Below are 26021 nucleotides of genomic sequence, written 5' to 3' on the forward strand. Positions count from 1 at the left end.
GAGAACGTAGGGCCATGACGGCCACCCCGGACACTCCTGACGTGCCCACTCCTGTCGATGAGCTCCCGCTGCGCGCGCGAGCGCTGCTGCTGGACATGGACGGCACCCTGATCGACTCCGGACCGGCGGTCGAACGCGCCTGGAACACGCTGCTGCGCGAGTACGACGCCGGCGTGGAGTTCGGCCACGACATGCACGGCAAGCTGGCCCGCCAGGTCCTCGCGGAGCTGCTGCCCGAGCTCACCGAGGAACAGCGTGACCAGGCCCACGCCCGCGTCGAGGCGCTCGAGATCGCCGACGTCGGCTCGATCCTCACCCTGCCGGGCGCCGAGCGGCTGCTGCGCGAGCTCGATGCCGCTGCGGAGCAGCTGGGCCGGGCCACCTGGACGATCGTGACCTCCTGCACCGCGCCCCTGTTCGAGGCCCGCTGGGCCACGACCGGTCTGCCCGTCCCACCGGACATGGTCACCGCGGACCAGGTCACCCGTGGCAAGCCGGACCCGGAGCCCTACCGCCTCGGTGCCCAGCGTCTCGGGGCGGAACCCGGCGCGTGCATCGTCGTCGAGGACTCCGTGGGCGGCCTGCGATCCGGCGCCGACGCCGGTGCCCGTACCGTCGCGGTGACCAGCACCACCCCGGCCGCGGATCTGGCGCCGATCGCGGACGCCCTGGTCACGTCGCTGGACGACCTCGAGATCCGCGTCAGCGACGGGGACCTCGTGCTCTCGCGCCGCGGCAGCTGAGACGCCTCGCCGCGTCGGGCCTGTGCGCCGGGACCGCGTTGATAAGCTCAGGCGGCTTGCCGATCTCGGCCCGACCCTCACCGGTGGCGCGGCGCCGAGCGGCTGCTGCAGCGCCGGGCCGATGACCGGTGCCGTCCCCCTCGAAAGGACTCGTCCCATGTGCGGAATCTCCGGCAGCTACGGATTCGGCGCCGACACCGAGGGCATCGCCCGGCGGATGGCCGGCGCCCTGGCCCACGACGGGGCCCGCACCGTCCCGGAGGACGAGGCCCTCGTCGTCACCGACCAGGCCGCTCTGGTGCATAGTGAGCCGAACGACCGCAGCCCGGACCGCACTCAGCCGATGGCCTCATCGGACGGCCGGTACACGATCGTCCACGACGGCGAGGTCCACAATCACCGGGAGCTGCGCACGCAGCTCGAGCAGCTCGGCCACAGCTTCCGCACCGACACGGCCACCGAGGTGGTGCTGGCGGCGCACGCGCAATGGGGCACCGCCGCCTACGACCGCTTCAACGGCATGTTCGCGCTCGCCATCCACGACACGCAGACCGGCGAGCTCGTCCTGGCTCGCGACCAGGTCGGAATCAAACCCCTCTACTACTGGCTGGGCGACGGCGGGCGAGGTCCCCAGCTCCTCTTCGCGTCCGAGATCTCCGCCCTGCTGGCCGCGGAGCAGTTCGAGGCCGCACCGGATGACCGCACCGTCTACCGCTACCTGCAGTTCGGCGTTCACGACGAGGACTCCCGGACCTTCTTCGACGGTGTGCGCCGGCTCCTGCCCGGCCAGGTCCTGCGAGTCAGCACGGACAGCACGGGCAACACGGGCAGCACGGGCAGCACAGCGTCCGCCGAGGTGACCGAGTTCTCGAGCCTGCAGGAGGAGCTGCGCCGGATCGCCGCGCGCCCCGGCCGGCCCGTCGACCAGGACACCGTCGCCGAGTACCGGGAGCGTTTCGAGCGCGCGATCCGTCTGCGCCTGCCCTCCGACGGGACCGTGGGCACCTCCGTCTCCGGCGACCTGGGCTCCTCGGCGATCGCCGCCGTGATCGCGCGCCGCCTGCGCGAGGAGCCCGACGACGAGGCATACAGCGCCGTCGGTGCCCGCCAGCACGTTCTCCGCGCGACCCCCACCGGCGCCGTCGACCAGGATGCCTCCGACGTGGACTCCCTGCTCGCCGACTACCAGGGCCAGATCGCCGCACACGAGGTGCGCACGGGCGCCGGGGACGACCTCGAGGACCTCCGCGAGGCGGTCCGCGCCCAGGGGGAGCCGGCCGCCTCGAGCGCTCCGTATGCGCGGTACGCGGTCCTTCGCGAGGCCGGCCAGCACGTCACGGCGCTGCTGGACGGCCTCGGAGCGAGCCAGACGATGGCCGGGGACGAGCGACATCACCGGGTGTACCTGCGACAGCTGCGCCGCCAGAGGAGACTCGGCCCGCTGGCCCGTGAGCTCGCCGCCTCCCGTGACCTCCTGCGCGCGGCCGCGCGGCGGGGCTCCGGACGCGCCGCGGTGCCGGTCGACGCGCTGCTGAACTCCGGTTTCGTGGAGGAGCACAGCGCCGAGACGCTCAGCCTCGTCCAGGACGACCTCAAGCAGCGGCTGCTGGAGGACGTGTTCCGCACCTCGCTGCCGGCGCTGCTGCGCGAGCACGACAGGTTCTCGAGGCGCTCCGGGGTCCAGGGGCGCCTGCCCTTCCTCGACAAGGAGCTGCTGGCCTTCCTGTTCTCCCTCGAGGAGTCGGCCTTCCTCGCCGGCGGGCGCGGCTGCGGGATCCTGCGTGAGACGATGGACGGGGTCGTGCCCGGCGCGAGCACCGACCATCGGGGCCGACACGATGCCGATGCCGGCGCCGCAGCAGCCGGCGTTCTCGCCTCCGCCGAGGACGAGTGGCTCCGCGCCCTCGGCCCGGACGTGCGGGAGATCTTCGCCTCGGAGAGCTTCGCCGATCGGCCCTATGTCGACGCCCCCAGCGTGCTGGCCCTGTTCGACGACTTCCTGGCGAACCCGGGAACCCACGACACGGGCGTCTTCTGGCGCCTGCTGAACCTCGAGCTGTGGCTGCGCACCTACATCGACGCCCCCGAGAGCTCCACCCTGGCCGAGTCGGGTGGCCCGGCCGGCTCTGGTGGGCCTGCTGCGGACCGCGCCGCACGGACGACGACCGCGCCGACCGCGGATCCGGACGAGGCGGCCGAGGCCAAGAGCGACTACACGGCCAACCCGGGCAAGCAGCTCGACCTGGTCTCGGAGGCCGACGGCCATATCTGGCGCCGCTTCCCGCTGCAGACCGAGCTGGTCGCCCGCGGCGATGACATCGAGGCGCGGGTCCGCGAGCACGTCGAGCGGTTCGCCGCCTCCCTCCCCGCCGATGCTCTCCCTGCCGGCGCACCGTGGTACTTCGTGATCAGCGAGAAGATCATCGCCATCGCCCAGGGCCGCTCGTGGTTCACCTGGGAGATCACGCCGCGCCCCGCCGCGAGGGTCCTCAGCCGGTTCGTCACCCGCACGCCGGCCGGCATCGGACTGGGCGATCCCACCACCATGGAGCTGGCCGTGCGCGAGGTCGGACTTCCCCGGGTGGTCGCCGCCTCGGCGGCCGGAGCCGCGGGCAAACTGATCGGCAAGCGCGGGCTCTTCTACCACGTGGTGGGGGCCGACGTCCGTGCGATCGACGGGCCGACCCCGTACTCCGCCTTCCCCTCGAACGTCTCGGCGAAACTGCCGCCGAAGGATCCCGACGCCGTCTCCGCGCGGATCTCGGCGGCCATCCGCGGCGCCGAGATCCCGGCGGCCGTGCGCGACAGCTTCACCGGCACGGTCGTGATGGACGCCAACGACATCGGCCGCAACGTGCTGGGGTCGGACGTGACGACCGCGAACGAGCGCCTGGAGGCGACGTTCGCCGACAACCCCCTCGGCCAGGGCCGCCAGCGCACTCCGCTGGCGATCCTGGTCGATCTCGGCCCCGCGTGAGGGCACAGACCGCGGCCCGGCCTGGACTAGGCTCCGGGGACCACGACTTTTCCGGGAGGAGACCATGACCAGCCCCGATTCGCGCCCCCTGCGGCCCTTCGGCACCGTGGGGACCGCTGTGGTCACTCCGTTCACCGAGGACGCCCACGAGATCGACCTCGATGCCGCCCAGGCACTGGCCGCGCACGTCAGCGAGCACGGCAACGATCTCATCGTGGTCTCCGGCACCACCGGAGAGGCCCCGACCCTCACCGACGTCGAGAAGATCGAGCTCGCCCGCGCCGTGCGTGCGGCCGTCGGCCCCGAGATCAAGGTCGTCGCCGGGGTGGGCACCTATGACACGGCCCATTCGATCGACCTGGCCCGCGCGCACGCCGAGCTCGGCCTGGACGGGCTGCTGGTGGTGACCCCGTACTACTCCAAGCCCAGCCAGGCCGGCATCATCGCGCACACCACCGCGGTCGCCGACGCCACCGACCTGCCGGTCATGCTGTACGACATCCCCGGTCGCACGGGGGCCGCGCTCGCCTACGAGACGCTGCTGCGCCTGGGCGAGCACGATCGGATCCTGGCGGTCAAGGACGCCAAGGCGGACCTGCTCCAGGCCACCCGGGTGATGGCGGAGACGGGGCTGGCGTACTACTCCGGTGAGGACGGCCTGAACCTGCCGTGGCTGACGATCGGCGCCGCGGGCATGGTCTCCGTCGTCGGCCAGGTCGCCGGTGACCTCGAGAAGCAGATGGTCGAGGCCGTGGACCGGTCCGACCTCGTCGCCGCGCGCGACGCCCACAACCGCCTCGCCCCCGTGGTCGAGGCCATCATGAATCACATCCCCGGGGCCGTCGCCGCCAAGGCCGCTCTCGCCCTGCAGGGCGTGCTGCCCCACGCGGCCATGCGCGGCCCCCATGTTCCTGCCGATGCCGACCAGCTGCGCGCGCTCGCCGCCGCGCTGGACGCGGCCGACGGCGTACCCCCCACGCGATAAGGCTCGGAGGCCTCTATGACCACTTCGTATTCCCACCGACTGAACCAGCCGCCGAAGCTGAAGCGCGGCACCCTGCGGGTCACCCCGCTGGGCGGGCTGGGGGACGTCGGCCGCAACATGTCCGTGCTCGAGTTCGAGGGCAGGCTGCTCATCGTCGACTGCGGGGTCCTCTTCCCCGAGGACGCCCAGCCCGGGGTCGACCTGATCCTGCCGGACTTCGACATGATCAGCGATCGCCTGGACGACGTCGCCGCGATCGTGCTGACCCACGGCCACGAGGACCACATCGGCGCGGTGCCCTACCTGCTGCGGATGAAGCCCGACATCCCGCTGATCGGCAGCCAGCTGACCCTGGCCTTCATCGAGGCGAAGCTCAAGGAGCACCGCATCAAGCCTTTCACCTACGCGGTGAAGGAGGGCCAGCAGGAGAGCTTCGGCCCGTTCGACTGCGAGTTCGTCGCCGTGAACCACTCGATCCCGGACGCGCTCGCCGTCCATGTCTCGACCCCGGCCGGCACCGTCCTGCACACCGGCGACTTCAAGATGGATCAGCTGCCGCTGGATGGCCGGATCACCGACCTGCGCGCCTTCGCACGCCTCGGCGAGGCCGGCGTGGATCTGTTCATGACCGACTCCACCAACGCCGAGGTGCCCGGGTTCACCGTCGGGGAGAAGGAGATCGGACCCACCCTGGACGCGGTGTTCGGCCGCGCACGCCAGAAGATCGTGGTCGCCTCCTTCTCGAGCCATGTCCATCGCGTCCAGCAGGTGCTCGATGCGGCCGCCGCCCACGGGCGGAAGGTCGCCTTCGTCGGCCGTTCGATGGTGCGCAACATGGGCATCGCCGCGGACATGGGGTACCTCGATGTGCCCGAGGGCATCCTGGTGGACGTCAAGCGCATCGACAACCTGCCCGATGAGCAGGTCGTGCTGATGTGCACCGGCAGCCAGGGCGAGCCGATGGCGGCGCTCGGCCGCATCGCCAACCGCGACCACCGCGTCAGCGTGGGCCCCGGGGACGTCGTGGTCCTCGCCTCCTCGCTGATCCCGGGCAACGAGAACGCGGTCTTCCGTGTGGTCAACGGCCTCATGGCGCTCGGCGCCGAGGTGGTCCACAAGGGCAACGCGAAGGTGCACACCTCCGGTCACGCCAGTGCCGGCGAGCTGCTGTACTGCTACAACATCGTGCGCCCGAAGAACGTGATGCCGATCCACGGCGAGGTCCGCCACCTCATCGCCAACGGCAAGATCGCGGAAGCCACCGGTGTGCCGCCGGAGCGGGTGGTCCTGGCCAAGGACGGTCACGTCGTCGATCTCAAGGACGGCGTCGCGAAGGTCGTCGGTGAGGTGCCCAACGGTTACGTGTACGTCGACGGCTCCAGCGTCGGCGAGATCTCCGAAGCGGATCTCAAGGACCGCCGCATCCTCGGGGACGAGGGCTTCATCTCCCTGTTCGCCGTGGTCAACTCGGAGACCGGTTCGCTCATCGCCGGCCCCGAGATCCACGCGCGCGGCGTGGCCGAGGACGACGTGGTCTTCCAGAAGATCCGTCCCGAGATCGTCAAGGCGCTCGAGCAGGCCGTGGCCGATCAGTCCAACCGCCGTGACACCCACCAGCTGCAGCAGATCATGCGCCGCGTCGTCGGCCGCTACGTCTCCCAGCGCCTGCGCCGCCGCCCCATGATCATCCCCATCGTGATCGAAGCCTGATCGACGTGCTGCGAGCTTGCGAGCGGTAGGAGATCAGGACGTTAGGCACAGCCTGATCGACGTGCTGCGAGCTTGCGAGCGGTAGGAGATCAGGAGATTCGGCGGGGCCTGATCGACGTGCTGCGAGCTTGCGAGCGGTAGGAGATCAGGAGGTTCAGTGAAGCCTGATCGACGTGCTGCGAGCTTGCGAGCGGTGAGATAGCGCCTGATCGCGGGCCCAGCCTCCCGGGCTGGGGCCGAGCTGGGCGGTACCCTGGTGCCATGGCGACACGTACGTCTTCCCCCGCACGTGCGTCGAAAGGCTCGTCACGGACCTCGGCTGCCGGTAGCTCGCGCACCGCCGGCTCCGCGGCCCACGACCCGTCGACGCTTCCTCTGCCGGTGCGCGCAGTGCGCTCCGGCTATCTGGCGATCGCCCGGATGGTCGGCGGTTTCATCCGCTCCATCGGTGTGGCGCGCTGGGAGGTCGCCCCCGAGCAGCGGCGCGACGGCTACGCCCTGTTCCTGATGCTCATCGCGACCCTGGTGGCCGTCGTCGAGTGGTGGCAGCTGGGCGGTCCTGTGTTCGGCGCGGTGCACACAGTGGTGGCCGGGACCTTCGGCATCTCCTCCATGGTGATCCCGCTGCTGGCGGCCGGCTGGGCGATCCGGATGTTCCGCCGCCCGGATCAGGTCCGGGCCAACTCGCGCATCGCGATCGGCATCGCGCTCCTGCTGGCCGCGATCTCGGCGATCGCCTCCGTCTCCGCGCGCATGCCGGCTCCGGCGGACGGGATCGACAACCTCGCTCGCGGAGGAGGAGTCCTCGGGTATCTGGCAGCAGCTCCGCTGGAGGCGCTGCTGCCCCCGGTCGCCGTCATCGTCATCCACTCCGTGGTGATCGCCTTCGGGATCCTGGTCCTGACGGCCACCCCCGTCGAGTCGATCCCCTCGCGCGTGCGCGATGTCTACGAGGTGATGGTCGGCCGCAGCGAGGAGGAGGACGCCGAACGCGTCGCCTTCGGCCTGCGCCCGCGCCGAGTCGATCCGGAGGCCCACGAGCAGGCGACCGAGGCTCAGCCCGCCGGGCGTCCGCGTCGCCGCAGCCGCAAGGAGAAGGCCGAGGCGGAGGCAGCGGGTCGCGACCACGAGAGCTTCGGTTACGCCGGGGACGAGGCGTTCGAGCAGGGAGTGACCGCCGAGGACGCCGCGGCGGCCACGGCGAAGAAGAAGCGCCGCGGAGCCGGCCGTGGCCGGGCCCCGGTCGACTCGACAGAGGTCTTCGACGTGGTGGAGGACGAGAACCACCGTGCCAAGACCTTCCCGGGGAAGGACGCGAAGGGCGCCCCTGACGCGACCACCCCGATGCCCGCCGGCGGCCCGGGTGCCGCCGCGGCGGCCGGCGCCACCAAGCCTGCCCGCAGCGCGGCCGCCTCCCGGCCCGCCGCGACGCAGCAGAAGCCGGAGAAGTCGGAGCCCGACCTGATCGAGCCGCCGATGGGCGACCTGCCCCGGGCGGGCGAGCAGCTCGAGCTCGCCGGCGACGTCGTCTACACCCTGCCCGAGTCCTCCTTCCTGACCGAAGGCCCGCCCCACAAGACGCGGTCCGAGGTCAATGACCAGGTCGTGGCCGCGCTCATGGAGGTCTTCGAGCAGTTCAACGTGAACGCCGAGGTCTCCGGCTTCTCCCGGGGACCGACGGTGACCCGGTACGAGATCGAGCTCGCTCCCGGCACCAAGGTCGAGAAGGTCACGGCACTCGACAAGAACATCTCCTATGCCGTGGCCAGTGCGGACGTGCGCATCCTCTCGCCGATCCCGGGCAAGAAGGCCATCGGCATCGAGATCCCCAACACGGACCGCGAGACGGTCGTCCTCGGCGACGTGCTGCGCAGCTCCGTCGCCCATCGCAACGAGCACCCGCTGGTGATGGGTGTGGGCAAGGACGTCGAGGGCGGCTACGTGGTCGCGAACCTCGCCAAGATGCCGCACCTGCTGGTCGCTGGTGCCACCGGTGCCGGTAAGTCCAGCTTCGTCAACTCGATGATCACCTCGATCCTCATGCGTGCCACTCCCGAAGAGGTGCGCATGGTCCTGGTCGATCCCAAGCGCGTCGAGCTGACGATCTACGAGGGCATCCCGCACCTGATCACGCCGATCATCACCAACCCCAAGAAGGCCGCCGAAGCCCTGGAATGGGTGGTCAAGGAGATGGACGCCCGCTACGACGACCTCGCGACCTTCGGGTACAAGCACATCGATGATTTCAACAAGGCCGTCCGCGCCGGCGAGCTGACCCCGCCGCCGGGCAGCGAGCGCCGACTCGCGCCGTACCCGTACCTGCTGGTCGTCGTCGATGAGCTCGCCGACCTCATGATGGTCGCCCCGCGCGACGTCGAAGCGTCGATCCAGCGCATCACCCAGCTCGCCCGTGCGGCCGGCATCCACCTGATCCTGGCCACCCAGCGACCCTCGGTCGACGTCGTCACCGGCATCATCAAGGCCAACGTCCCCAGCCGCCTGGCCTTCGCCACCTCCTCCCTGCAGGACTCCCGGGTCATCCTCGACTCGGTGGGCGCGGAGAAGCTCATCGGTCAGGGCGACGCGCTGTTCCACCCGATGGGCAAGGCCAAGCCGATGCGTGTCCAGGGTGCGTGGGTCAACGAGTCGGAGATCCACAAGGTCGTCGACCACGTCAAGTCCCAGATGAAGCCCAACTACCGTGAGGACGTCACGGTGGTCGCGGCCAAGAAGCAGATCGACGACGACATCGGCGACGATCTCGATGTGCTGCTGCAGGCGGCGGAGCTCGTGGTCACCACGCAGTTCGGCTCCACCTCGATGCTGCAGCGGAAGCTGCGCGTGGGCTTCGCGAAGGCAGGCCGCCTGATGGACTTGCTGGAGTCCCGGGAGATCGTCGGCCCCTCCGAGGGATCCAAGGCCCGCGATGTGCTGGTCCATCCCGACGAGCTGGGGACGGCTCTGGCCCGTATCCGCGGCGAGGAGACCGCAGAGCCCGCCGCGGACGAGCCGTACGCTGCCGACCAGGCAGTCGAGCTCGAACCCGGTGCGGAGGGAGACCCAGCTGCCCCCGCAGCGGCCGGGATCGGCGACGGCGGGGACCGATACGCGGCAGATCCGCTGGCCGACGACGGCTCCGAGCCCGCCACCGAGTACTACGACGAGGATGATGGGGACGGAGAGGACGCCTGGAGCCTCACGGGCCGCTGACCCGGCGGCCCCGGCCCGCCACCCCGCCGCGTCACCCGGCTCCGCCGGATGCCACCCGCCGCCCACCTCGCACAGCAGGAGCACCGATGACCACACCCCGCACGGATCCGGTCCCGCTCTGGAACATCGCGAACATCCTCACCATAGTGCGGTGCGCGATGGTGCCCCTGCTGGTGGTGCTCGCCGTGCTCTACCCCGAGTCGATCGGTGGGCGGCTGCTCGTGGCCGCGGTGTTCGTCCTGGCCATGATCACCGACTACCTCGACGGTCACCTCGCGCGCAGCCGGAACCTGATCACCGACTTCGGCAAGATCGTGGACCCGATCGCGGACAAGGCGATGACCGGGGCCGCGCTGATCATGCTCTCGGTGTGGGAGTACGTGCCGTGGTGGATGACGATCCTGATCCTGGTGCGCGAGATCGGGATCACCGTCATGCGGTTCACGATCCTCAAGTACGGCGCGCTGCCGGCCAATGCGGCCGGCAAGGCGAAGACCATGGTCCAGACCGTCGCCATCACCTTCTGCCTGATCCCGTTCGAGCTGTGGTGGCAGCCGGCTCGCTGGCTCGGCCTGGCCCTGGTGCTGCTGGCCGTCGTGCTGACCGTATGGTCCGGCCTGGTGAATCTGAAGGACGGGCTGCGACTGCGCCGTGAGGCCCTCGCCGGCGGCCCGGGCCATGACGATGGCCTCTGATCCGGCCGTCGTCATCGCGCGGGCCGCTGAGCGGGGATGGACGATCGCCACGGCCGAGTCGTTGACCGCGGGAGCGGTCGTTGCGCGCCTGGTGGACGTCCCCGGCGCGAGCGCTGTGGTCGCCGGGGGAGCGGCCTGCTACTCCTACGACGCGAAGACGGCGGTGCTCGGCGTGGACGCCGGGCTGCTGCGCGAGACGGGAGCGGTGACCGCGCAGGTCGCGTCGGCGATGGCGGAGGGAGCGCTCGAGCTCTATGGCACGGACCTCGCGGTCGCGACCACGGGGGTCGCCGGGCCCGGCCCGGACGAGCGCGGCGTCGCGGAGGGCACCGTGGTCCTGGGCCTGGCTCGCCGCGGGGGCCGCACGCGAACGCGTGAACTGCATCTCAGCGGCGGAAGAGCGCGCATCCGGGCCGCGGCGGTCGAGGCGGCGCTCGATGAGCTGGCGGCCGAACTCGAGGACTGAGCGAATCCGCCGGTCAGCGCTATCGATCCGGCGCGGTGGCGCGGACGTCGCGCTCCCAGGTTCGCCATACACAATTCCCAGCGGGCGCTGGGAGCGAGGCCACTACACTCTGGGGAACACTCACGGGGGTGGCCGCGTTGTTCTGATCGTGATGACTTCGACGCACCGCACCCACGGGGTGCACCATCATCAGATCAACCAGAGGAACGGAGGCAAGGCCATGGTCCTTTTCCGTCAGGAGCTCGGGGACGTCCTGCGCGATGCGCGCCGTTCCCAGGGCCGAACGCTGCGGCAGGTGTCCTCCGATGCCCGTGTATCCCTGGGATATCTCAGCGAGATCGAGCGCGGCCAGAAGGAGGCCTCCAGCGAACTGCTGGTCTCCGTGACCGAGGCTCTCGGCCTCCCGCTGTCCTTCGTCCTGCGCGAGGTGTCCGACCGCTTCGCCGTCGCCGAGCGCGTCAGCATCCCCGACACCGTGCCCGAGGGTCTCGCCGACGACGCGGCCCCGCTGGTCGGCGCCCGCTGAGGTGCGGCGCAGCGAGTTCACGGAACTGGCCGATCACGTCTTCGGCCCGGTCCTGGCCCGCACCTACACACGCGACCTCGTGCTCGAGGAGACCGGCGGTCTGACCGCCGAGCAGGCCCTCGAGCGCGGGGTCGCGGTGCGTCTGGTGTGGACCGCTCTGTGCGACGCCATGGACGTTCCCGAGTCCCAGCGCTGGGAGGTCCCCGCCGAGCAGCGACGGCGCTGAGGCGGGCCTGATCCGGCGCTGATCCGTGACGGAGCGCGACACGCCGCGACACGACCGATCCTCTCGCGTGTTCGAACGCGTGTTCGGTATGGTGGGGATCGACGGTCTCCCCGGCACCATCCGCACGGTCGCGTTTTTCCTCCCCACTCCTCATCCGTCCACACGGACATCGGGGCGGCGGCGGATGTCGGGGCCGCCGCCTAGTGTGGCCGCAAGGTCAATACGTCGGCACTCCCGGCCCCTTGGAAGGAACGAAGCTCATGCCTGCACCGAAGACAGCCTCGAAGGATCGCGGCTCCTCGCTCGACAACGCCCTCGCCCAGATCGACCGCCAGTTCGGCAAGGGCTCGATCATGCGTCTGGGCGATGACACCAGGCCGCCGGTCGAGGTTATCCCCACCGGCTCCGTGGCCCTGGACGCCGCGCTCGGGGTCGGCGGCCTGCCCCGCGGCCGCATCGTCGAGATCTACGGCCCGGAGTCCTCCGGCAAGACCACGCTCGCCCTGCACGCGGTGGCCAACGCACAGCGCAACGGCGGCATCGCCGCGTTCATCGACGCCGAGCACGCGATGGATCCGGAGTACGCCAAGAAGCTGGGCGTGGACATCGACGCACTGCTGGTCTCCCAGCCGGACACCGGCGAGCAGGCCCTCGAGATCACCGACATGCTGATCCGCTCCGGCGCACTCGACATCGTGGTGATCGACTCCGTCGCGGCCCTCGTGCCCAAGGCCGAGATCGAGGGCGAGATGGGCGACTCGCATGTGGGTCTCCAGGCCCGCCTCATGTCCCAGGCGCTGCGCAAGCTCGCCGGCGCCCTGTCCTCCTCGGGCACCACCGCCATCTTCATCAACCAGCTGCGCGAGAAGATCGGCGTGTTCTTCGGCAGCCCCGAGACCACCACCGGCGGCAAGGCACTGAAGTTCTACGCCTCCGTGCGCATGGACATCCGGCGCATCGAGACGCTGAAGGCCGGCACCGATTCCGTGGGTAACCGCACCCGGGTCAAGATCGCCAAGAACAAGATGGCCCCGCCCTTCAAGCAGGCCGAGTTCGACATCCTCTACGGGGAGGGCATCTCCCGCGAAGGAGGGCTGATCGATCTCGGGGTCGAGCACGGCGTGGTCCGCAAGTCCGGGGCATGGTTCACCTACGAAGGGGACCAGCTGGGGCAGGGCAAGGAGAACGCCCGCCAGTTCCTCAAGGACAACCCGGATCTCGCGGTGGAGATCGAGGAGAAGATCCTGCGCACCCTCGGTGTCGGGAAGTACGCCGCGGAACAGGCCGCACCCGAGGGCGAGGCGAGCGAGGCGCCTGCAGCCGCGCTCGGCGAGGATGAGTTCCTCGACGAGGACGTCCCCGCCACCATCTGATCGATGGCGCACCGTCACGGCATCACGAGCGGCGCCGGCGACCCTCAGGGCGCCGGCGCCGCTCTCCTTGCGCAGAAAGATCCGGCCGAGGCGGCGGTGCGCGAGCGCCTTGAGCGCCGCACGCGCCAGATTCTCGACGCGCCCAGAAACGGCCCGGACCCGGAGGCCAACGAGCGTGAGAAGGCGGTCGTGCACGAGTGCCGCTATCTGATGCGGCTGCTGTCCATGCGCCGGCGATCGGCCGGGGAGCTGCGTGACCGCCTCGACCAGCGAGAGGTTCCCGCCGCGATCGCCCATGAGGCGATGGCCCGTATCGAGCGGGCCGGACTGCTCGATGACACCGCCTTCGCCCACGAATGGGTCCAGCAGCGCCGCACCCTGCGCGCACTGGGTGACGAGGCGCTGCGACGCGAGCTCGAGGACCGGCGCGTCGCCGCGGCGGACATCGACGCGGCGCTGGCCGCAGGAGAGAGCGACGAGGAGGCGCGGTGCCGAGACCTCGTGCGCTCGCGCCTGGGCGATCGCGACCGGGAACGGCTGCGCACCGAGAGGGACGGAAGCCACCGCCGTCGGTTGTCGAGGCGGCTGGACGCCCTGCTCACCCGCAAGGGCTACCCCGGTGACCTCGCGGTGCGAGTGATCGCCGGCGAGCTGCGTGCCGCCGCCGAGTAGCTGCGTGCCGCCGCCGAGTAGTACCGCGGGCCCGGTGGTACCGCGAGGAGACGTCGGCTCAGTCCGGGACCTCTGCCGCCCCGGTGACCCGCGCGGGAGCCTTCCGCGCCAGGCTGCTGCGGTGCTGAACCCACACTGCCACCCGTGACAGCGTGATGTTCAGCGCGATGTAGATGGCCGCGCCCACCGCGAGCAGCGGCAGGAGGTACGCCGCGTTGGTCAGGGCGTCCGAGACCCGGCTGACCCCTCGCAGCAGTTCGGCGTAGCCCACGATGTAGCCCAGCGAGGAATCCTTGACCAGCACCACGCCCTGAGCGATGAGCGAGGGCAGCATCATCCGCACGGCCTGAGGCAGTTGGATGTCGCGGTAGATGAGCATCGGGCCCATCCCCACCGACTGGGCCGCCTCCGTCTGTCCCTTGGGCAGGGCGGTGATGCCGGCCCGCAGGATCTCCGCGAAGACGGCGCTGTTGTACAGCACGAGCCCGAACACGACGGCCATCAGCGGCGTGGCCCCGGGCAGCACCAGGATGCCGAAGAACATCACCAGCACGACCGGCAGGCCGCGGAAGATCTCGATGATCCCGGTCGCCAGCCACCGCAGCGGAGCGATGGGGGAGGCTCGCACCGAGACCAGCACCACCGCCAGCAGGGCGGCCAGCGGCAGCGCTATCACCGCTGCCAGCAACGTATTGCCCAGCCCGCGGAAGATCGCCTGCCAGACATGGCGGGTCTCGAAGCCTGCGAAGTTCGTCGGGACGTCGACCAGTACGGCCCAGCGGTCGTCGAACACCCCATTGAGGTACAGGCGGTAGGCGAACAGGCCGGCGCCCACGAGCAGCACCACCGTGAGGACCCCGGAGATGAGGCGGGACCGCCGCCTCTCCGCAGGGCCGGCGACGTCGTACAGGACGGGTCCGGTCGTCATCGGGCGAACGCCACCTTCCGCTCGAGGTGTCCTGCCAGTTGGCCCAGCGGGATGCAGATGATCAGATAGCACGCGGCCACGCCGACCAGGATCGCGATGACATCGGCCGAGTAGACGTTGGTCAACCGGCGGGACATCGCGAACAGCTCCAGCACGCTGAAGGCCCCGGCGACCGACGTGTTCTTCACCAGAGCGATGAACACGCTGATCAGCGGCGGGATGGCGGTGCGGAAAGCCTGGGGGAGCACGACGATGCTCAGGTTCTGCGTGAACGACATGCCCAGCGATCGGGCCGCCTCGGCCTGGCCCACCGCGACCGAGTTGACGCCCGAGCGCACCGCCTCGGCGACGAAGGCCGAGGTGTAGCACGACAGCGCGATGACGGCTGCCGTCTTGTACCCGAACGTGAAGCCCATCGACGGGGTCACGAACACATAGAAGAAGAACACGATCGTCAGCGGCGTGTTCCGGAGGAACTCGGTGTACCCGGTGGCCAGGGCGCGCAGCGGAGCGTACGGGGAGACTCGCATTCCGGCGATGACGGTCCCGGCCACCAGCGAGATCAGGCCGGCGAGCACGGCCAGCGTCAGCGTCGTGCTGAAGGCGGTCCACAGCATGTCGCGTTCGATGACGAACGTATCCACGGGCAGCTCCTGGCAGGGGCGTCGGGCCGGCTCAGGACGAGCCGGCCCGACGGGGGACGAGGGGGGATCTGGGCGGTCGGGCGCTCAGTAGCGGTCGACCTCGGGCGGTTCGGGAGTCGGCAGCACGCTGCCTGCGGTCTCCTCCCAGGCGGTCTGCCAGGAGCCGTCCTCGTAGGCGGCCTCCAGCGTGTCGTTGAGGAAGCTGCGGAAGTCGTCATCGCCCAGCGCCAGGCCGATGCCGTAGGGCTCGTCGGTGAAGGTCTCTCCGTCGTTCACCAGTTTCAGGTTGTCCGGATCCTGCTCGACGAAGCCCGCCAGGATCACGTTGTCCGTGGTCACCGCCTCGACCTGACCGTTGGTGAGGGCCGTGACGCAGTTGGAGTACGTGTCGAAGGTCTGCAGCTCGGCGTCGGGGTGGTTGTCGCGGATGTACTGCGCCGGCGTGGATCCCTCCACGGAGGCGACCGTCTTGCCGGCCAGCGAGTCCTCCCCGGTGATGTCCTCGTTGTCGGCGAGGACCATCAGCGCCTGGCCGGCGACGTAGTACGGCCCGGCGAAGTCCACGACTTCCTTGCGCTCGTCGGTGATGGAGTAGGTCGCCACGACGATGTCGACCTGCCCGCCCTCGAGGAAGGGTTCACGGTTCGCGGAGACCGTCTCCCTCCATTCGATGTTCTCGGGATCGATGCCGAGGGCGCCGGCGACGATCTTGCCGATCTCGACGTCGAAGCCGACCGGATCGCCGTCGGGCCCGGCCTGGCCGAACAGGGGCTGGTCGAACTTGGTGCCGATGGTGATGCTGCCGGCCTCCGCGAGGGCGGCCATGGTCGAGCCCTCGGGGAAGTCACCGGCGGCGACGTCCTGGACCTCGGGCTCGCCGCCGCTCTCGCCGCTGCCGCCGCAGGCCGCCAGGGTGGCGGCGGCGACGGTGCCGGCCGTGCCGGTCAGGAAGAGGCGTCGGTTCAGGGACCTGCTCATGATGTTCTCCTTCGAAGGGGCGTGGGCGATGCGGTCAGTGGTCGAGGATCTTGCCCAGGAAGTCCCGGGCACGGTCGGTCTGGGGAGCGGAGAAGAACTCCTCGGGCGTACGGACCTCGAGGATGCGTCCGGCATCCATGAACACGACCCGGTCCGCGGTGCGGCGCGCGAAGCCCATCTCGTGGGTGACGACGATCATCGTCATGCCGTCCTGGGCCAGTCCCGTCATCACCTCGATGACCTCACTGATCATCTCGGGGTCGAGCGCCGACGTGGGCTCGTCGAAGAGCATCACCTTCGGGTTCATGGCCAGGGAGCGGGCGATGGCCACGCGCTGCTGCTGGCCACCGGAGAGCTGCGCGGGCAGCTTGTCGGCCTGATCGGCCACGCCCACCCGTTCCAGCAGCTCCATGCCGCTGCGCTCGGCCTCGCGTCGCGGGATGCCCTTGACCTTGATCGGCGCGACGGTGACGTTCTGGAGCACGGTCTTGTGCGCGAAGAGGTTGAACGCCTGGAAGACCATGCCGACCTCGGAACGCAGAGCCGCCAGCCCCGGCCCCGACGTGGGCAGGGCCTGGCCATCGATGCGGATCTCGCCGGCGTCGATGGTCTCGAGGCGATTGATGGTGCGGCACAGCGTCGACTTGCCGGAGCCCGACGGGCCGAGCACCACCACCACCTCGCCGGCGGAGACCTCGAGATCGATGTCCTGGAGGACATGCAGGTCACCGAAATGCTTCTGGACACCCGAGAGGGAGACGAGGCTTTGCGTCGACGGCCGTCCCGCCGCAACTCCGGGGCTGATCTGAGTCATACGCGCACGCTATGGCACAGCTGCGCCTGCTCCCTGCCGCCCGGCCGCACCGTCACGACTTTGTGACCTTCTCAGAGCGTGTGAGAGCGGGTGAAGGTGCTGGTGAGGGCTGTCGGATGAGGCCGGGCGGGCCCATGGCCGGCGTGCGGGGTGCAGCCCGTGGCGCCCGGGCGGGCGGAGCCCGTGGCGCGCGGGCGGGCAGAGCACAGCGCGGCCGTGTCCGCCGTACCCTGGTGCCACTATGTCGCTCAGTGTCTCCAGCTCTCTCGCTTCACAGCCCGACGCATCCGCCGCGCCGTCCCCGCATGGGGCCGGCGGTGCGACCCCCGGTGAGCCGCGCGGCACCTACCAGGTGCGCACCTTCGGCTGCCAGATGAACGTCCACGACTCCGAGCGCCTGACCGGCATGCTCGAGGACGCCGGCTATGTCGCCGCGCGCCCCGGAGCCGAGCCCCGTCGCGGCGAGGTCGACGTGGTCGTGTTCAACACCTGTGCGGTGCGCGAGAACGCGGACAACAAGCTCTACGGGACCCTCGGGGCCCTGCGTCCCGGCAAGGACGCCCATCCCGGCATGCAGATCGCGGTCGGCGGGTGCCTCGCGCAGAAGGACCGCGCCGCCATCGTCGAGCGCGCCCCCTGGGTCGACGTCGTCTTCGGCACCCACAACATCGGCTCCCTGCCGGTGCTGCTGGACCGCGCCCAGCACAACCGCGAGGCGCAGGTCGAGATCCTCGACTCGCTCGAGACCTTCCCCTCGACGCTGCCCACCAAGCGCGAGTCCTCCTACGCGGCATGGGTCTCCATCAGCGTCGGCTGCAACAACACCTGCACGTTCTGCATCGTGCCCTCGCTGCGCGGCACGGAGAAGGACCGCCGGCCCGGAGAGATCCTCGCCGAGGTCCGTGACGTGGTCGCCGCCGGCGCCAATGAGGTGACGCTGCTGGGTCAGAACGTGAACTCCTACGGGGTCGAGTTCGGAGACCGTGGCGCCTTCGCGAAGCTCCTGCGAGCCTGCGGCGACATCGATGGTCTGGAACGGGTCCGGTTCACCTCGCCGCACCCCGCGATGCTCACCGACGACGTCATCGAGGCGATGGCCGAGACGCCGAACGTCATGCCGCAGTTGCACATGCCGCTCCAGTCCGGGTCCGACGCCGTGCTGCGGCGGATGAAGCGCTCCTACCGCTCCAAGAAGTTCCTCGGCATCCTGGACCGGGTGCGCGAGCAGATCCCCGAGGCCGCGATCACCACCGACATCATCGTCGGCTTCCCCGGCGAGACCGAGGAGGACTTCCAGGCCACCCTCGATGTGGTCGAGTCCTCGCGCTTCTCCAGCGCCTTCACCTTCCAGTACTCGATCCGCCCGGGCACGCCGGCGGCGACCATGGAGGACCAGGTGCCCAAGGAGGTCGTCCAGGAGCGCTACGAACGGCTGACGGCGCTCCAGGACCGCATCACCTACGAGGAGAACCAGAAGCTCGAAGGCAGCGTCGTGGAGGTGCTCGCGGCCGAGGGCGAAGGCGACCGCGACGAGCGCACCCAGCGCATCTCGGGACGCGCCCGCGACCATCGCCTGGTCCACCTCTCCCTGCCGCAGGGTCTGCCGGCCGCATCTCGCCCCCGACCGGGGGATCTGGTCACCGCGACCGTCACCCGTGCCGCCCCGCACTACCTGATCGCGGACAGCGCGCTGGCCGCGGCCCCGGGGACGGAGCCCTCGCCCGAACAGTTCTCGGTGCGACGCACCCGTTCCGGCGACGCCTGGGAGGCCGGGGTGCAGGGTCTGGATACGGGCTCAGCCTGCGGCACCGGCCACGGCGGTGCGTCCGAGGGGCCCGTCACCCTCGGGATGCCGAGCCTGCGCACGCCCTGAGCGGGGAAGCCTCAGCTGTCGAGCTCGTCCAGCTCCGCCCCGAGGCGCTCCTCGAGGCTGCGGAAGAAGGCGATCACGGTGCTGAGGCCGCACTTGATGGCGCTGTCGAGCTGGGAGTCCAGCGCGCCGGCCCGGAAATCCGCGGCCAGCTCGCCGTACACGCCGAGCAGTCCCTCGGACTCCCGGCGCACGTAGACCTTGGGCCAGATCCGGTTCATGTTCCACTCGTTGCAGAGCTTGATCATCTCGACCTTGCGGGAGATGTCCACGGAGTGGCTCCAGCGGCCGCGGGTCTGCAGGACGCCATGGTCCTCGCCGGAGAGCATGAACTGGAACCGGTAGTCATCGAAGCGGGCGCGGAGGATCTCCGGGTGCTCCTCGTCCTCGACGAACGCATACCCGTGCCGCGTCAGGCACTCCTCGACCCTCTTGAGGGACATCGGGGCCAGAGAATCGGTCGAGTCCGTCAGTTCGGGGGACTCGTGCGGTGCAGTCACTTCCAACCTCGGACAGTGCTCTAGGAGATGCGGATCGGCCCGGGGCCCGGACCGCCGCACACATTACTCCCTCCAACCGGATCCTGAACTGGGCGCCGGCCGTGATTCCGCTGACTGCGAGCAACGCCGCAGGCTAAGGTGCCGAGCATGGATTCCGAGCCTCATGCGCGCCGCGCCCCGGAGCAGGCGCGGACCGGGCCTCCTCCCGGACGTGAGGAGGACGGGGAGGCGGGCGTGGCCGATGCGATCGAGGCGCCGCTGATCGCGATCGTGGGCGCCACCGCCACGGGGAAGTCAGATCTCGCCATCGCCCTGGCCCGCCGCCTCGGCGGCGAGGTGGTCAACGCCGACGCCCTCCAGTTCTACCGCGGCATGGACATCGGCACCGCGAAGGTGCCGCCGGGGGAGCGGGACGGTGTCCCCCATCATCTGCTGGACGTGCTCGAGGTGACCGAAGAGGCGAGCGTCTCCGCGTATCAGCAGCAGGCCCGTGCCGCCATCGCGCACATCCGCGCCCGGGGGCGGGTCCCGATCCTGGTCGGCGGCTCCGGTCTCTACGTGCGGGCCGTGCTGGACGACATCGAGTTCCCCCCGACGGACGCCGCCCTCCGCGCGCGACTGGAGGCGCGCGCTGAGGAGATCGGCCCGCGCGCCCTGCATGACGAGCTGGCACGGACCGACCCCGAGGCGGCCGACGTGATCGGACCCCAGGACACCCGTCGGATCGTGCGGGCGCTGGAGGTCGGCGAACTCACCGGCCGACCCTTCACGGCGTTCCTGCCCCGGCCGCACTACGCGGACCCCCGCACCCTGCAGATCGGGCTGCGCCTGGACCGGACCGAGCTGCACGAGCGCATCGCGCGACGGGTCGAGGTGATGGTGGAGCGCGGGCTGCTCGAGGAGATCCGGGGGCTGCGGGAGCGCGGGCTCGACCGGGGCCTGACAGCGCGCCGCGCGATCGGCTACGAACAGGGCCTGGCTGTGCTCGACGGCGCGATGACCTGCCAGGAGGCCATCGAGGCCACCGTCGTCGGAACCCGCCGGCTGGTGCGCAAACAGGACACCTGGTTCCGCCGGGACGCGCGGGTGCAGTGGATCGATGCCCCCGCAGGCGGCGGAACCGGCGACCTCGAGCGCGCGCTCGCTCGTGCGATGACCGTGATCGAGACCGCGCGGGCCGGGAGCGAGGCGCCGATCACGGCACCGCAGGACGAAGAGACATAGGCTCGGACCATGACCGAGAGCATGCGATTCACCAAGGGGCACGGGACCGAGAACGATTTCGTGCTCCTGGACGACCCCGAGGGCGAGTTGGACCTGGACCCGGCGACCGTCGCCGCGCTGTGCGATCGCCGCTCCGGCGTCGGCGCCGACGGGGTGATCCGCGCCGTCCGCACACAGCGGGCCGGCATCGACGCTCCCGGCGACGCCCCGGAGTGGTTCATGGACTACCGCAACGCCGACGGATCGACCGCCGAGATGTGCGGCAACGGCGTGCGCGTGCTCGCCGCGCATCTGCAGCGCGCCGCCCACGTCCAGGAGGACCGCTTCGAGATCTGGACCCGGTCCGGACTCCGCACCATCGAGATCCTGGCGCACCCGGACGCCGGTTCCCCGAGCTGGTCCGTGCGCGTGGGGATGGGGCCGAGCAGGATCGGCGAGGACTCGCGCACCGTCGAGATCGCGGGGCGCGCACTGGCCGCGACCGACGTAGACATGGGCAATCCCCACGCCGTCGCCTTCCTCCCCGCCGAGCTGGCCCTCGACGAGCTCGACCTCTCCCGTCGGCCGGTCCTCGACCCCGAGCCCGCCGACGGCGCCAACATCGAGCTGGTCTCCGAGCGCGGGGAGCGCCACGTGGCGATGCGGGTGTTCGAACGCGGCGTGGGCGAGACCCGCTCGTGCGGTACCGGCGTCGCCGCCGTCGCGGTCGCCGCGGCGCTGCGCGCCGGGGACGGCTCGCGGCAGCCGTGGCGAGTGGACGTACCCGGCGGCACCCTGCAGGTGGGCTGGACCGGGGTCGGCGAGGTCACGCTGACGGGACCGGCCGTGCTGGTGGCCGACGGCGTCACGCTGATCTGAGAAGGCCGACGCTGCCCGGGGCCGGTGACCGGGGGGCTCAGCGGGCCGGGCCGACCTCCAGGACCCGGAACCCCTTCGCACTGGCCACCTTCGCGACCTCCCGCGCGCTCAGCTGCTGGTCGAGCCAGCGGGCGAGCGGGTCAGCGCCCAGATTCTTGCCGACGACGAGAGCGGCCGTCCCGTGCGGTGACAGCCTCGCCGTCCACGTCAGCAGCAGCTCGTGCAGAGCCTGTTTGCCGATCCTGATCGGCGGATTCGACCAGATCGCCTCCAGGGCGATGTCCTCCGGGAACTCCTCCGGTGCGACCACTCGCACGTTCTCCAGTCCCAGCCCGTCGGCGTTCTCGGCGGTCAGCTGCCGTGCACGCTCACTGACGTCCACGGCCCACACCTCCGCATCGGGCCGAAGCAGGGCCGCGGTCAGCGCGATCGGACCCCACCCGCATCCCAGATCGAGGATCCTCGCCCCCGGTGGCGGCTCCGTGATCTCGTCGAGCCGGTCCAGCAGGACGGCGGTCGCCTTGTCCAGGCCATGACCGCTGAACACCGAGGCGCTCGAGACGAGCTCGAGATCACGACCGGCCAGACGCACACGCAGCGGGAAGCGTCGGTCCTCGGACGCGGGGGAGGGGGTGAAGTAGTGCTCGTCCACCCCAGCAGGATACGGATCTCGCCGTCGGCGCAGCGCCCGGGGACAGGTGCGGCGGAGGAGGCGCCGGCTCCCTGCGGACCCTGGGCCTGAGCTGCCCGCAGGCCGGGGCACGGGCTCCCTGCGGACCGGATGGTCGTGATCCCCGATGCGCCCTGGGCAAAATCTCTCGACCGCGATGGCCGGGCGTGGGATTCTGGAGGAACCACGTTGTCCCACCCGAGGAGTGCCCCGATCGTGCCCATTGCTTTCCATCCAGAACCCGAATCCGACACGGACGTCGACGGGACCACCATGGGAAGGCCCGGGGCCGAGGACCGCACCGCCAACTCCACCGGCCCGGAGACGCCCTCCCCGGCGTCCCCCCACCGGGACCCCCTGACCGAGCGGATCCTCTCCCGCGGCGAGGCCGCGGCCCCGTCGGCCGGCTTCACCTCCGACGCCGACGGCGAACAGCTCGATCTCGCCGACCGTCAGGCCCTGCGCCGCGTGGCGGGACTGTCGACCGAGCTCGAGGACGTCACCGAGGTCGAGTACCGCCAGCTGCGCCTGGAGCGCGTGGTGCTGGCCGGCCTCTACACCTCGGGCAACGCCGAGGAGGCGGAGACCAGCCTGCACGAGCTGGCGGCGCTCGCCGAGACCGCCGGCTCCGAGGTGCTCGACGGGATCCTGCAGCGCCGAGCCCACCCTGACCCGGCCACCTTCCTCGGCCGCGGCAAGGCCGCCGAGCTCGCCGACATCGTGACGGCCACCGGGGCGGACACTGTGATCGCCGACGGCGAGCTCGCTCCCGGCCAGCGCCGCGCGCTCGAGGACATCATCAAGGTCAAGGTCATCGACCGCACCGCGCTGATCCTGGACATCTTCGCCCAGCACGCCCGCTCCCGCGAGGGCAAGGCACAGGTCGAGCTGGCCCAGCTCGAGTACCTGCTCCCGCGGCTCCGCGGCTGGGGCGAATCGATGTCCCGGCAGGCCGGCGGCCGTGTCGCCGCGGGCGGCGCGGGGATGGGGTCGCGCGGTCCCGGTGAGACGAAGATCGAACTCGACCGGCGGCGCATCCGCGACCGCATGTCCAAACTGCGCCGCGAGATCCGCGCGATGAAGCCGGGCCGAGACGCCCAGCGCGCCGACCGCAAGCGCAACCAGGTCCCCGCCGTGGCGATCGCCGGATACACCAATGCCGGCAAGTCCTCGCTGCTGAACCGGCTCACCGGCGCCGGGGCGCTGGTCGAGAACGCCCTGTTCGCGACCCTGGACCCGACGGTGCGGCGCTCGGCCACGCCGGACGGTCGCGAATTCACCTACGCCGACACCGTCGGCTTCGTGCGGCACCTGCCCACGCAGCTGATCGAAGCGTTCCGCTCCACGCTCGAGGAGGTCGGCGACGCCGATCTGCTGCTGCATGTGGTCGATGCCTCCCACCCCGATCCCGAGGGTCAGATCCGGGCCGTGCGCACGGTCCTCGGGGAGCTGGAGGGCTTCGACGTCCCCGAGATCGTGGTGCTGAACAAGGCCGACATCGCCGAGCCGGAGACCATCGCCCGCCTGCGCAGCGTGGTGGGGGATTCCGTCGTGGTCTCCGCGCGCACCGGGATGGGGATCGAGGAGCTGCGCGAGCGGATCGCCGAGCGACTGCCCCGCCCCGCGGTCGAGGTCGACGTGCTCGTGCCCTACTTCCGGGGAGACCTCGTCTCCAGGGTCCACACCACGGGAGAGGTGCTCTCCGAGGAGCACCTCATGGAGGGCACGAAGCTGCATGCCCGCGTGGATGAGGCGCTCGCCGCAGAGCTCAACGGCGCGGCCTGAGCCGTCCTCGGATCCGGCGCGGATACGCTGGAGAGATGACCGCTCTCACTGATCCCGGCACCGCCCCGGGATCCGCCGACATCGAGCTGACCGCCCTGATGGACGCGGCGGTCTCGGCCATCGGCGGGTCGCCGCGGCCGGGTCAGCAGGCCATGGCCGAGGCGGTGGGGACGGCGATGAGCGGCGGTCGCCATCTGCTGGTGCAGGCGGGCACGGGCACCGGCAAGTCCTTGGCCTATCTGGTCCCTGCGCTGCGGCACGCGCTGGTCAGCCGCCGGCCCGTGGTCATCTCCACGGCGACCATCGCGCTGCAGACGCAGATCGTCCGCAAGGACCTGCCGCGGCTCGTCGAGGCCCTCGCCCCGCACCTGCCCCGGACCCCGACCTTCTCGCTGCTGAAGGGACGCGGCAACTACCTGTGCCGCCACAAGATCGACGGCGGCTATCCGGTCGACATCGACCCGGGGGCCCTGTTCGCGGAGGCCTCGACGGACCCCGCCCGCACCGGCAGCGAACGCCTGGGGGACCAGGTGCGGCGACTGCGCGAGTGGGCGGAGGAGACCGACAGCGGAGACCGCGACTCCCTCGCCGATCCCGTCTCCGACCGCGCCTGGCGCCAGGTCTCCGTCACCGGCTCCCAGTGTCTGGGCGGGACGTGCCCGATGGTGGATTCGTGCTTCGCCGAGCGCAGCCGGGAGCTGGCCCGCGAGGTCGACATCATCGTGACCAACCACGCGCTCCTGGCGATCGATGCCTTCGACAACCACGGCATCATCCCCGAGCACGACGTCGTCGTCTTCGACGAGGCGCATGACCTCTCCGGGCGCGTGACGGGTGCCGTCACCGAGGTGCTCAGCCCCGGGATGCTGCGCGGCACGGTGCGGGACCTGCGCGGGCTGGGTGTGGCCGCCACGGCGCTCGACGACGCCTCCGAGGAGCTGCGTGAAGCGCTCGAACTCGCGCCGGACGGCCGAGTGATCGGGGACCTGCCGGACCGGCTCGCCGACGCGATCCAGCAGTTGCGTATCGAGGCCCGTACCGCGCACTCCGACGCCAAGGACGCCGGCGAGGACGGCACCGTCGGCGCGGCGGGGTCCCGCAAGGCCGTGAGGGCGAACCTCCAGGAGATCATCGACGTCTGTGAACGACTGGCGTCCCCGGGGGAGGACGACGTGGTCTCGGTCTCGCACTCCCCGGCGACCGGGCGCTCCAGCATCCAGGTCGCGCCGCTCAGCGTGGCCGCGGCCATGCGAGGCGCGATCCTGGAGAGCCGCACTGCCGTTCTCACCTCGGCCACGCTCGCCCTCGGCGGCCGGTTCGAACCCGCTGCCGGAGAGGTGGGCCTTGCGCGAGCGGACCGGATGGAGCCGGACGCCGTCCCGCCGCTGGAGAACTCGAGCGCGTGGGCCGGGCTGGACGTCGGGAGCCCGTTCGCGTACCGCCGCCAGGGCATCCTCTACACCGCGCGCCACCTTCCCCAGCCCGGGCGCGAGGGGCCGTCGCCCGCGATGCTCGACCATCTCACCGATCTGGTCGAGGCCTCGCGCGGGGGAGCGCTGTGCCTGTTCTCCTCCCGGCGTGGGGCCGAGCTCGCCGCGGAGCACGTGCGGGCCCGCCTCGATCTCACGATCGGGGTCCAGGGCGAGGACTCGATGGCCAACCTGGTGCGGATCTTCCGCGACGACGAGGACGCGAGCCTGTTCGGAACGCTCACCCTCTGGCAGGGCGTGGACGTCTCGGGTCGCTCGCTGCGTCTGGTCACCATCGACCGGATCCCCTTCCCGCGCCCCGATGAGCCGCTGACCTCGGCCCGTCAGGAGCGGATCGGTCAGCGCGGGGGCAACGGGTTCATGTCGGTCTCCGCCCAGCACGCCGCGCTGCTGATGGCTCAGGGCGCCGGGCGCCTGATCCGGTCGCACGAGGACCGCGGGATGGTCGCCGTGCTGGATCCGCGACTGGCAACGGCCCGGTACGGAGGATTCCTGCGGGAGTCCATGCCTCCGCTGTGGCCGACCTCAGACCCGGAGGTCGCGCTCGGCGCGCTGCGCCGTCTCGCCGAGAGCTGATATGTAGGTCCTTCTGTCAAGTGTGCAGGGTGAAGCGGGGGCATCCACTGGCCGGTGGGTGCCCCCGCTTCGGCGTTCACGGGGTGCTTCTCGGGGTTCGC

General features: G+C 70.8%; 22 protein-coding genes. 16 read left to right on the top strand and 6 right to left on the bottom strand.

The window, feature by feature from the left end; genetic code table 11:
* The first annotated feature begins 14 nt into the window (after positions 1-14).
* The 11 genes from ACFQRJ_RS16930 (at position 15) to ACFQRJ_RS16980 (ending at position 13583) form a co-directional block, all read left to right on the top strand.
* A complete protein-coding gene (locus tag ACFQRJ_RS16930) occupies positions 15-743 on the top strand; it encodes an HAD-IA family hydrolase (protein ID WP_377020394.1) in 729 nt (242 codons plus the stop codon).
* A 157-nt stretch (positions 744-900) separates the two neighbouring features.
* A complete protein-coding gene (locus tag ACFQRJ_RS16935; protein ID WP_377020395.1) occupies positions 901-3720 on the top strand; it encodes an asparagine synthase-related protein in 2820 nt (939 codons plus the stop codon).
* Between the two features lie 64 nt (positions 3721-3784).
* On the top strand, positions 3785-4705 hold the full coding sequence (dapA, locus tag ACFQRJ_RS16940) for a 4-hydroxy-tetrahydrodipicolinate synthase (RefSeq protein ID WP_377020396.1): 921 nt from the start codon (positions 3785-3787) through the stop codon (positions 4703-4705).
* A 15-nt stretch (positions 4706-4720) separates the two neighbouring features.
* Complete coding sequence (locus ACFQRJ_RS16945) at positions 4721-6415, top strand: ribonuclease J (protein WP_377020397.1); 1695 nt, start codon at positions 4721-4723, stop codon at positions 6413-6415.
* 381 nt (positions 6416-6796) lie between these two features.
* Positions 6797-9625, top strand: a complete 2829-nt coding sequence (locus ACFQRJ_RS16950; RefSeq protein ID WP_377020398.1) for a DNA translocase FtsK 4TM domain-containing protein — start codon at positions 6797-6799, stop codon at positions 9623-9625.
* Between the two features lie 86 nt (positions 9626-9711).
* Positions 9712-10320, top strand: a complete 609-nt coding sequence (pgsA, locus tag ACFQRJ_RS16955; protein ID WP_377020399.1) for a CDP-diacylglycerol--glycerol-3-phosphate 3-phosphatidyltransferase — start codon at positions 9712-9714, stop codon at positions 10318-10320.
* Positions 10304-10786, top strand: a complete 483-nt coding sequence (locus ACFQRJ_RS16960) for a CinA family protein (protein ID WP_377020400.1) — start codon at positions 10304-10306, stop codon at positions 10784-10786. The genes pgsA and ACFQRJ_RS16960 overlap by 17 nt, the downstream gene beginning before the upstream one ends.
* A gap of 220 nt (positions 10787-11006) precedes the next feature.
* Complete coding sequence (locus ACFQRJ_RS16965) at positions 11007-11312, top strand: helix-turn-helix domain-containing protein (protein ID WP_377020422.1); 306 nt, start codon at positions 11007-11009, stop codon at positions 11310-11312.
* Position 11313: 1 nt separating this feature from the next.
* The gene (locus ACFQRJ_RS16970; RefSeq protein ID WP_377020401.1) at positions 11314-11538 is read left to right on the top strand and encodes a DUF3046 domain-containing protein; all 225 of its coding nucleotides are present in this window, start codon (positions 11314-11316) and stop codon (positions 11536-11538) included.
* A 260-nt stretch (positions 11539-11798) separates the two neighbouring features.
* A complete protein-coding gene (recA, locus tag ACFQRJ_RS16975; protein ID WP_377020402.1) occupies positions 11799-12911 on the top strand; it encodes a recombinase RecA in 1113 nt (370 codons plus the stop codon).
* A 3-nt stretch (positions 12912-12914) separates the two neighbouring features.
* Complete coding sequence (locus ACFQRJ_RS16980) at positions 12915-13583, top strand: regulatory protein RecX (RefSeq protein WP_377020403.1); 669 nt, start codon at positions 12915-12917, stop codon at positions 13581-13583.
* A 58-nt stretch (positions 13584-13641) separates the two neighbouring features.
* On the opposite strand, the gene ACFQRJ_RS16985 is transcribed toward ACFQRJ_RS16980, so the two are convergent.
* The 4 genes from ACFQRJ_RS16985 to ACFQRJ_RS17000 form a co-directional block, all read right to left on the bottom strand.
* Positions 13642-14511, bottom strand: a complete 870-nt coding sequence (locus ACFQRJ_RS16985; protein ID WP_377020404.1) for an amino acid ABC transporter permease — start codon at positions 14509-14511, stop codon at positions 13642-13644.
* Positions 14508-15155 (bottom strand): amino acid ABC transporter permease, encoded by a 648-nt coding sequence (locus ACFQRJ_RS16990; RefSeq protein WP_377020405.1) that lies wholly within the window; start codon positions 15153-15155, stop codon positions 14508-14510. Before ACFQRJ_RS16990 ends, ACFQRJ_RS16985 begins: the two co-directional genes overlap by 4 nt.
* 84 nt (positions 15156-15239) lie before the next feature.
* On the bottom strand, positions 15240-16133 hold the full coding sequence (locus ACFQRJ_RS16995; protein ID WP_377020406.1) for a transporter substrate-binding domain-containing protein: 894 nt from the start codon (positions 16131-16133) through the stop codon (positions 15240-15242).
* A gap of 34 nt (positions 16134-16167) precedes the next feature.
* Positions 16168-16947, bottom strand: a complete 780-nt coding sequence (locus ACFQRJ_RS17000; RefSeq protein ID WP_377020407.1) for an amino acid ABC transporter ATP-binding protein — start codon at positions 16945-16947, stop codon at positions 16168-16170.
* Positions 16948-17188: 241 nt separating this feature from the next.
* Between ACFQRJ_RS17000 and miaB the strand changes: the two genes are divergently transcribed.
* Positions 17189-18820, top strand: coding sequence for a tRNA (N6-isopentenyl adenosine(37)-C2)-methylthiotransferase MiaB (miaB, locus tag ACFQRJ_RS17005; RefSeq protein ID WP_377020408.1), 1632 nt, complete (start codon positions 17189-17191; stop codon positions 18818-18820).
* Between the two features lie 11 nt (positions 18821-18831).
* Here miaB and ACFQRJ_RS17010 read toward each other — a convergent pair whose 3' ends face one another.
* The gene (locus ACFQRJ_RS17010; RefSeq protein ID WP_377020409.1) at positions 18832-19317 is read right to left on the bottom strand and encodes a YbjN domain-containing protein; all 486 of its coding nucleotides are present in this window, start codon (positions 19315-19317) and stop codon (positions 18832-18834) included.
* Between the two features lie 147 nt (positions 19318-19464).
* Between ACFQRJ_RS17010 and miaA the strand changes: the two genes are divergently transcribed.
* A complete protein-coding gene (gene miaA, locus ACFQRJ_RS17015) occupies positions 19465-20541 on the top strand; it encodes a tRNA (adenosine(37)-N6)-dimethylallyltransferase MiaA (RefSeq protein ID WP_377020410.1) in 1077 nt (358 codons plus the stop codon).
* A gap of 9 nt (positions 20542-20550) precedes the next feature.
* Positions 20551-21399 (top strand): diaminopimelate epimerase, encoded by an 849-nt coding sequence (gene dapF, locus ACFQRJ_RS17020; RefSeq protein ID WP_377020411.1) that lies wholly within the window; start codon positions 20551-20553, stop codon positions 21397-21399.
* A 37-nt stretch (positions 21400-21436) separates the two neighbouring features.
* Here dapF and ACFQRJ_RS17025 read toward each other — a convergent pair whose 3' ends face one another.
* Positions 21437-22051 (bottom strand): class I SAM-dependent methyltransferase, encoded by a 615-nt coding sequence (locus tag ACFQRJ_RS17025; RefSeq protein WP_377020412.1) that lies wholly within the window; start codon positions 22049-22051, stop codon positions 21437-21439.
* Positions 22052-22285: 234 nt separating this feature from the next.
* On the opposite strand from ACFQRJ_RS17025, the gene hflX reads away from it, so the two are divergent.
* A complete protein-coding gene (gene hflX / locus ACFQRJ_RS17030) occupies positions 22286-23854 on the top strand; it encodes a GTPase HflX (protein WP_377020414.1) in 1569 nt (522 codons plus the stop codon).
* A 35-nt stretch (positions 23855-23889) separates the two neighbouring features.
* Positions 23890-25920, top strand: coding sequence for an ATP-dependent DNA helicase (locus ACFQRJ_RS17035; protein WP_377020415.1), 2031 nt, complete (start codon positions 23890-23892; stop codon positions 25918-25920).
* The last annotated feature ends 101 nt before the right edge of the window (positions 25921-26021 follow it).

This window comes from Brachybacterium sp. GCM10030252 (assembly GCF_042666535.1).
In the GTDB taxonomy this organism is placed as follows: Bacteria; Actinomycetota; Actinomycetes; order Actinomycetales; family Dermabacteraceae; genus Brachybacterium.

Coding starts and splice junctions, on each gene's coding strand:
- ACFQRJ_RS16980 (WP_377020403.1), top strand. CDS start 12,915: ATGGCGCACCGTCACGGCATCACGAGCGGCGCCGGCGACCCTCAGGGC.
- ACFQRJ_RS16965 (WP_377020422.1), top strand. CDS start 11,007: ATGGTCCTTTTCCGTCAGGAGCTCGGGGACGTCCTGCGCGATGCGCGC.
- ACFQRJ_RS17035 (WP_377020415.1), top strand. CDS start 23,890: ATGACCGCTCTCACTGATCCCGGCACCGCCCCGGGATCCGCCGACATC.
- ACFQRJ_RS16985 (WP_377020404.1), bottom strand. CDS start 14,511: ATGACGACCGGACCCGTCCTGTACGACGTCGCCGGCCCTGCGGAGAGG.
- miaA (WP_377020410.1), top strand. CDS start 19,465: ATGGATTCCGAGCCTCATGCGCGCCGCGCCCCGGAGCAGGCGCGGACC.
- ACFQRJ_RS16930 (WP_377020394.1), top strand. CDS start 15: ATGACGGCCACCCCGGACACTCCTGACGTGCCCACTCCTGTCGATGAG.
- dapF (WP_377020411.1), top strand. CDS start 20,551: ATGACCGAGAGCATGCGATTCACCAAGGGGCACGGGACCGAGAACGAT.
- ACFQRJ_RS16995 (WP_377020406.1), bottom strand. CDS start 16,133: ATGAGCAGGTCCCTGAACCGACGCCTCTTCCTGACCGGCACGGCCGGC.
- pgsA (WP_377020399.1), top strand. CDS start 9,712: ATGACCACACCCCGCACGGATCCGGTCCCGCTCTGGAACATCGCGAAC.
- ACFQRJ_RS16945 (WP_377020397.1), top strand. CDS start 4,721: ATGACCACTTCGTATTCCCACCGACTGAACCAGCCGCCGAAGCTGAAG.
- recA (WP_377020402.1), top strand. CDS start 11,799: ATGCCTGCACCGAAGACAGCCTCGAAGGATCGCGGCTCCTCGCTCGAC.
- dapA (WP_377020396.1), top strand. CDS start 3,785: ATGACCAGCCCCGATTCGCGCCCCCTGCGGCCCTTCGGCACCGTGGGG.
- miaB (WP_377020408.1), top strand. CDS start 17,189: ATGTCGCTCAGTGTCTCCAGCTCTCTCGCTTCACAGCCCGACGCATCC.
- ACFQRJ_RS16960 (WP_377020400.1), top strand. CDS start 10,304: ATGACGATGGCCTCTGATCCGGCCGTCGTCATCGCGCGGGCCGCTGAG.
- ACFQRJ_RS17000 (WP_377020407.1), bottom strand. CDS start 16,947: ATGACTCAGATCAGCCCCGGAGTTGCGGCGGGACGGCCGTCGACGCAA.
- ACFQRJ_RS16935 (WP_377020395.1), top strand. CDS start 901: ATGTGCGGAATCTCCGGCAGCTACGGATTCGGCGCCGACACCGAGGGC.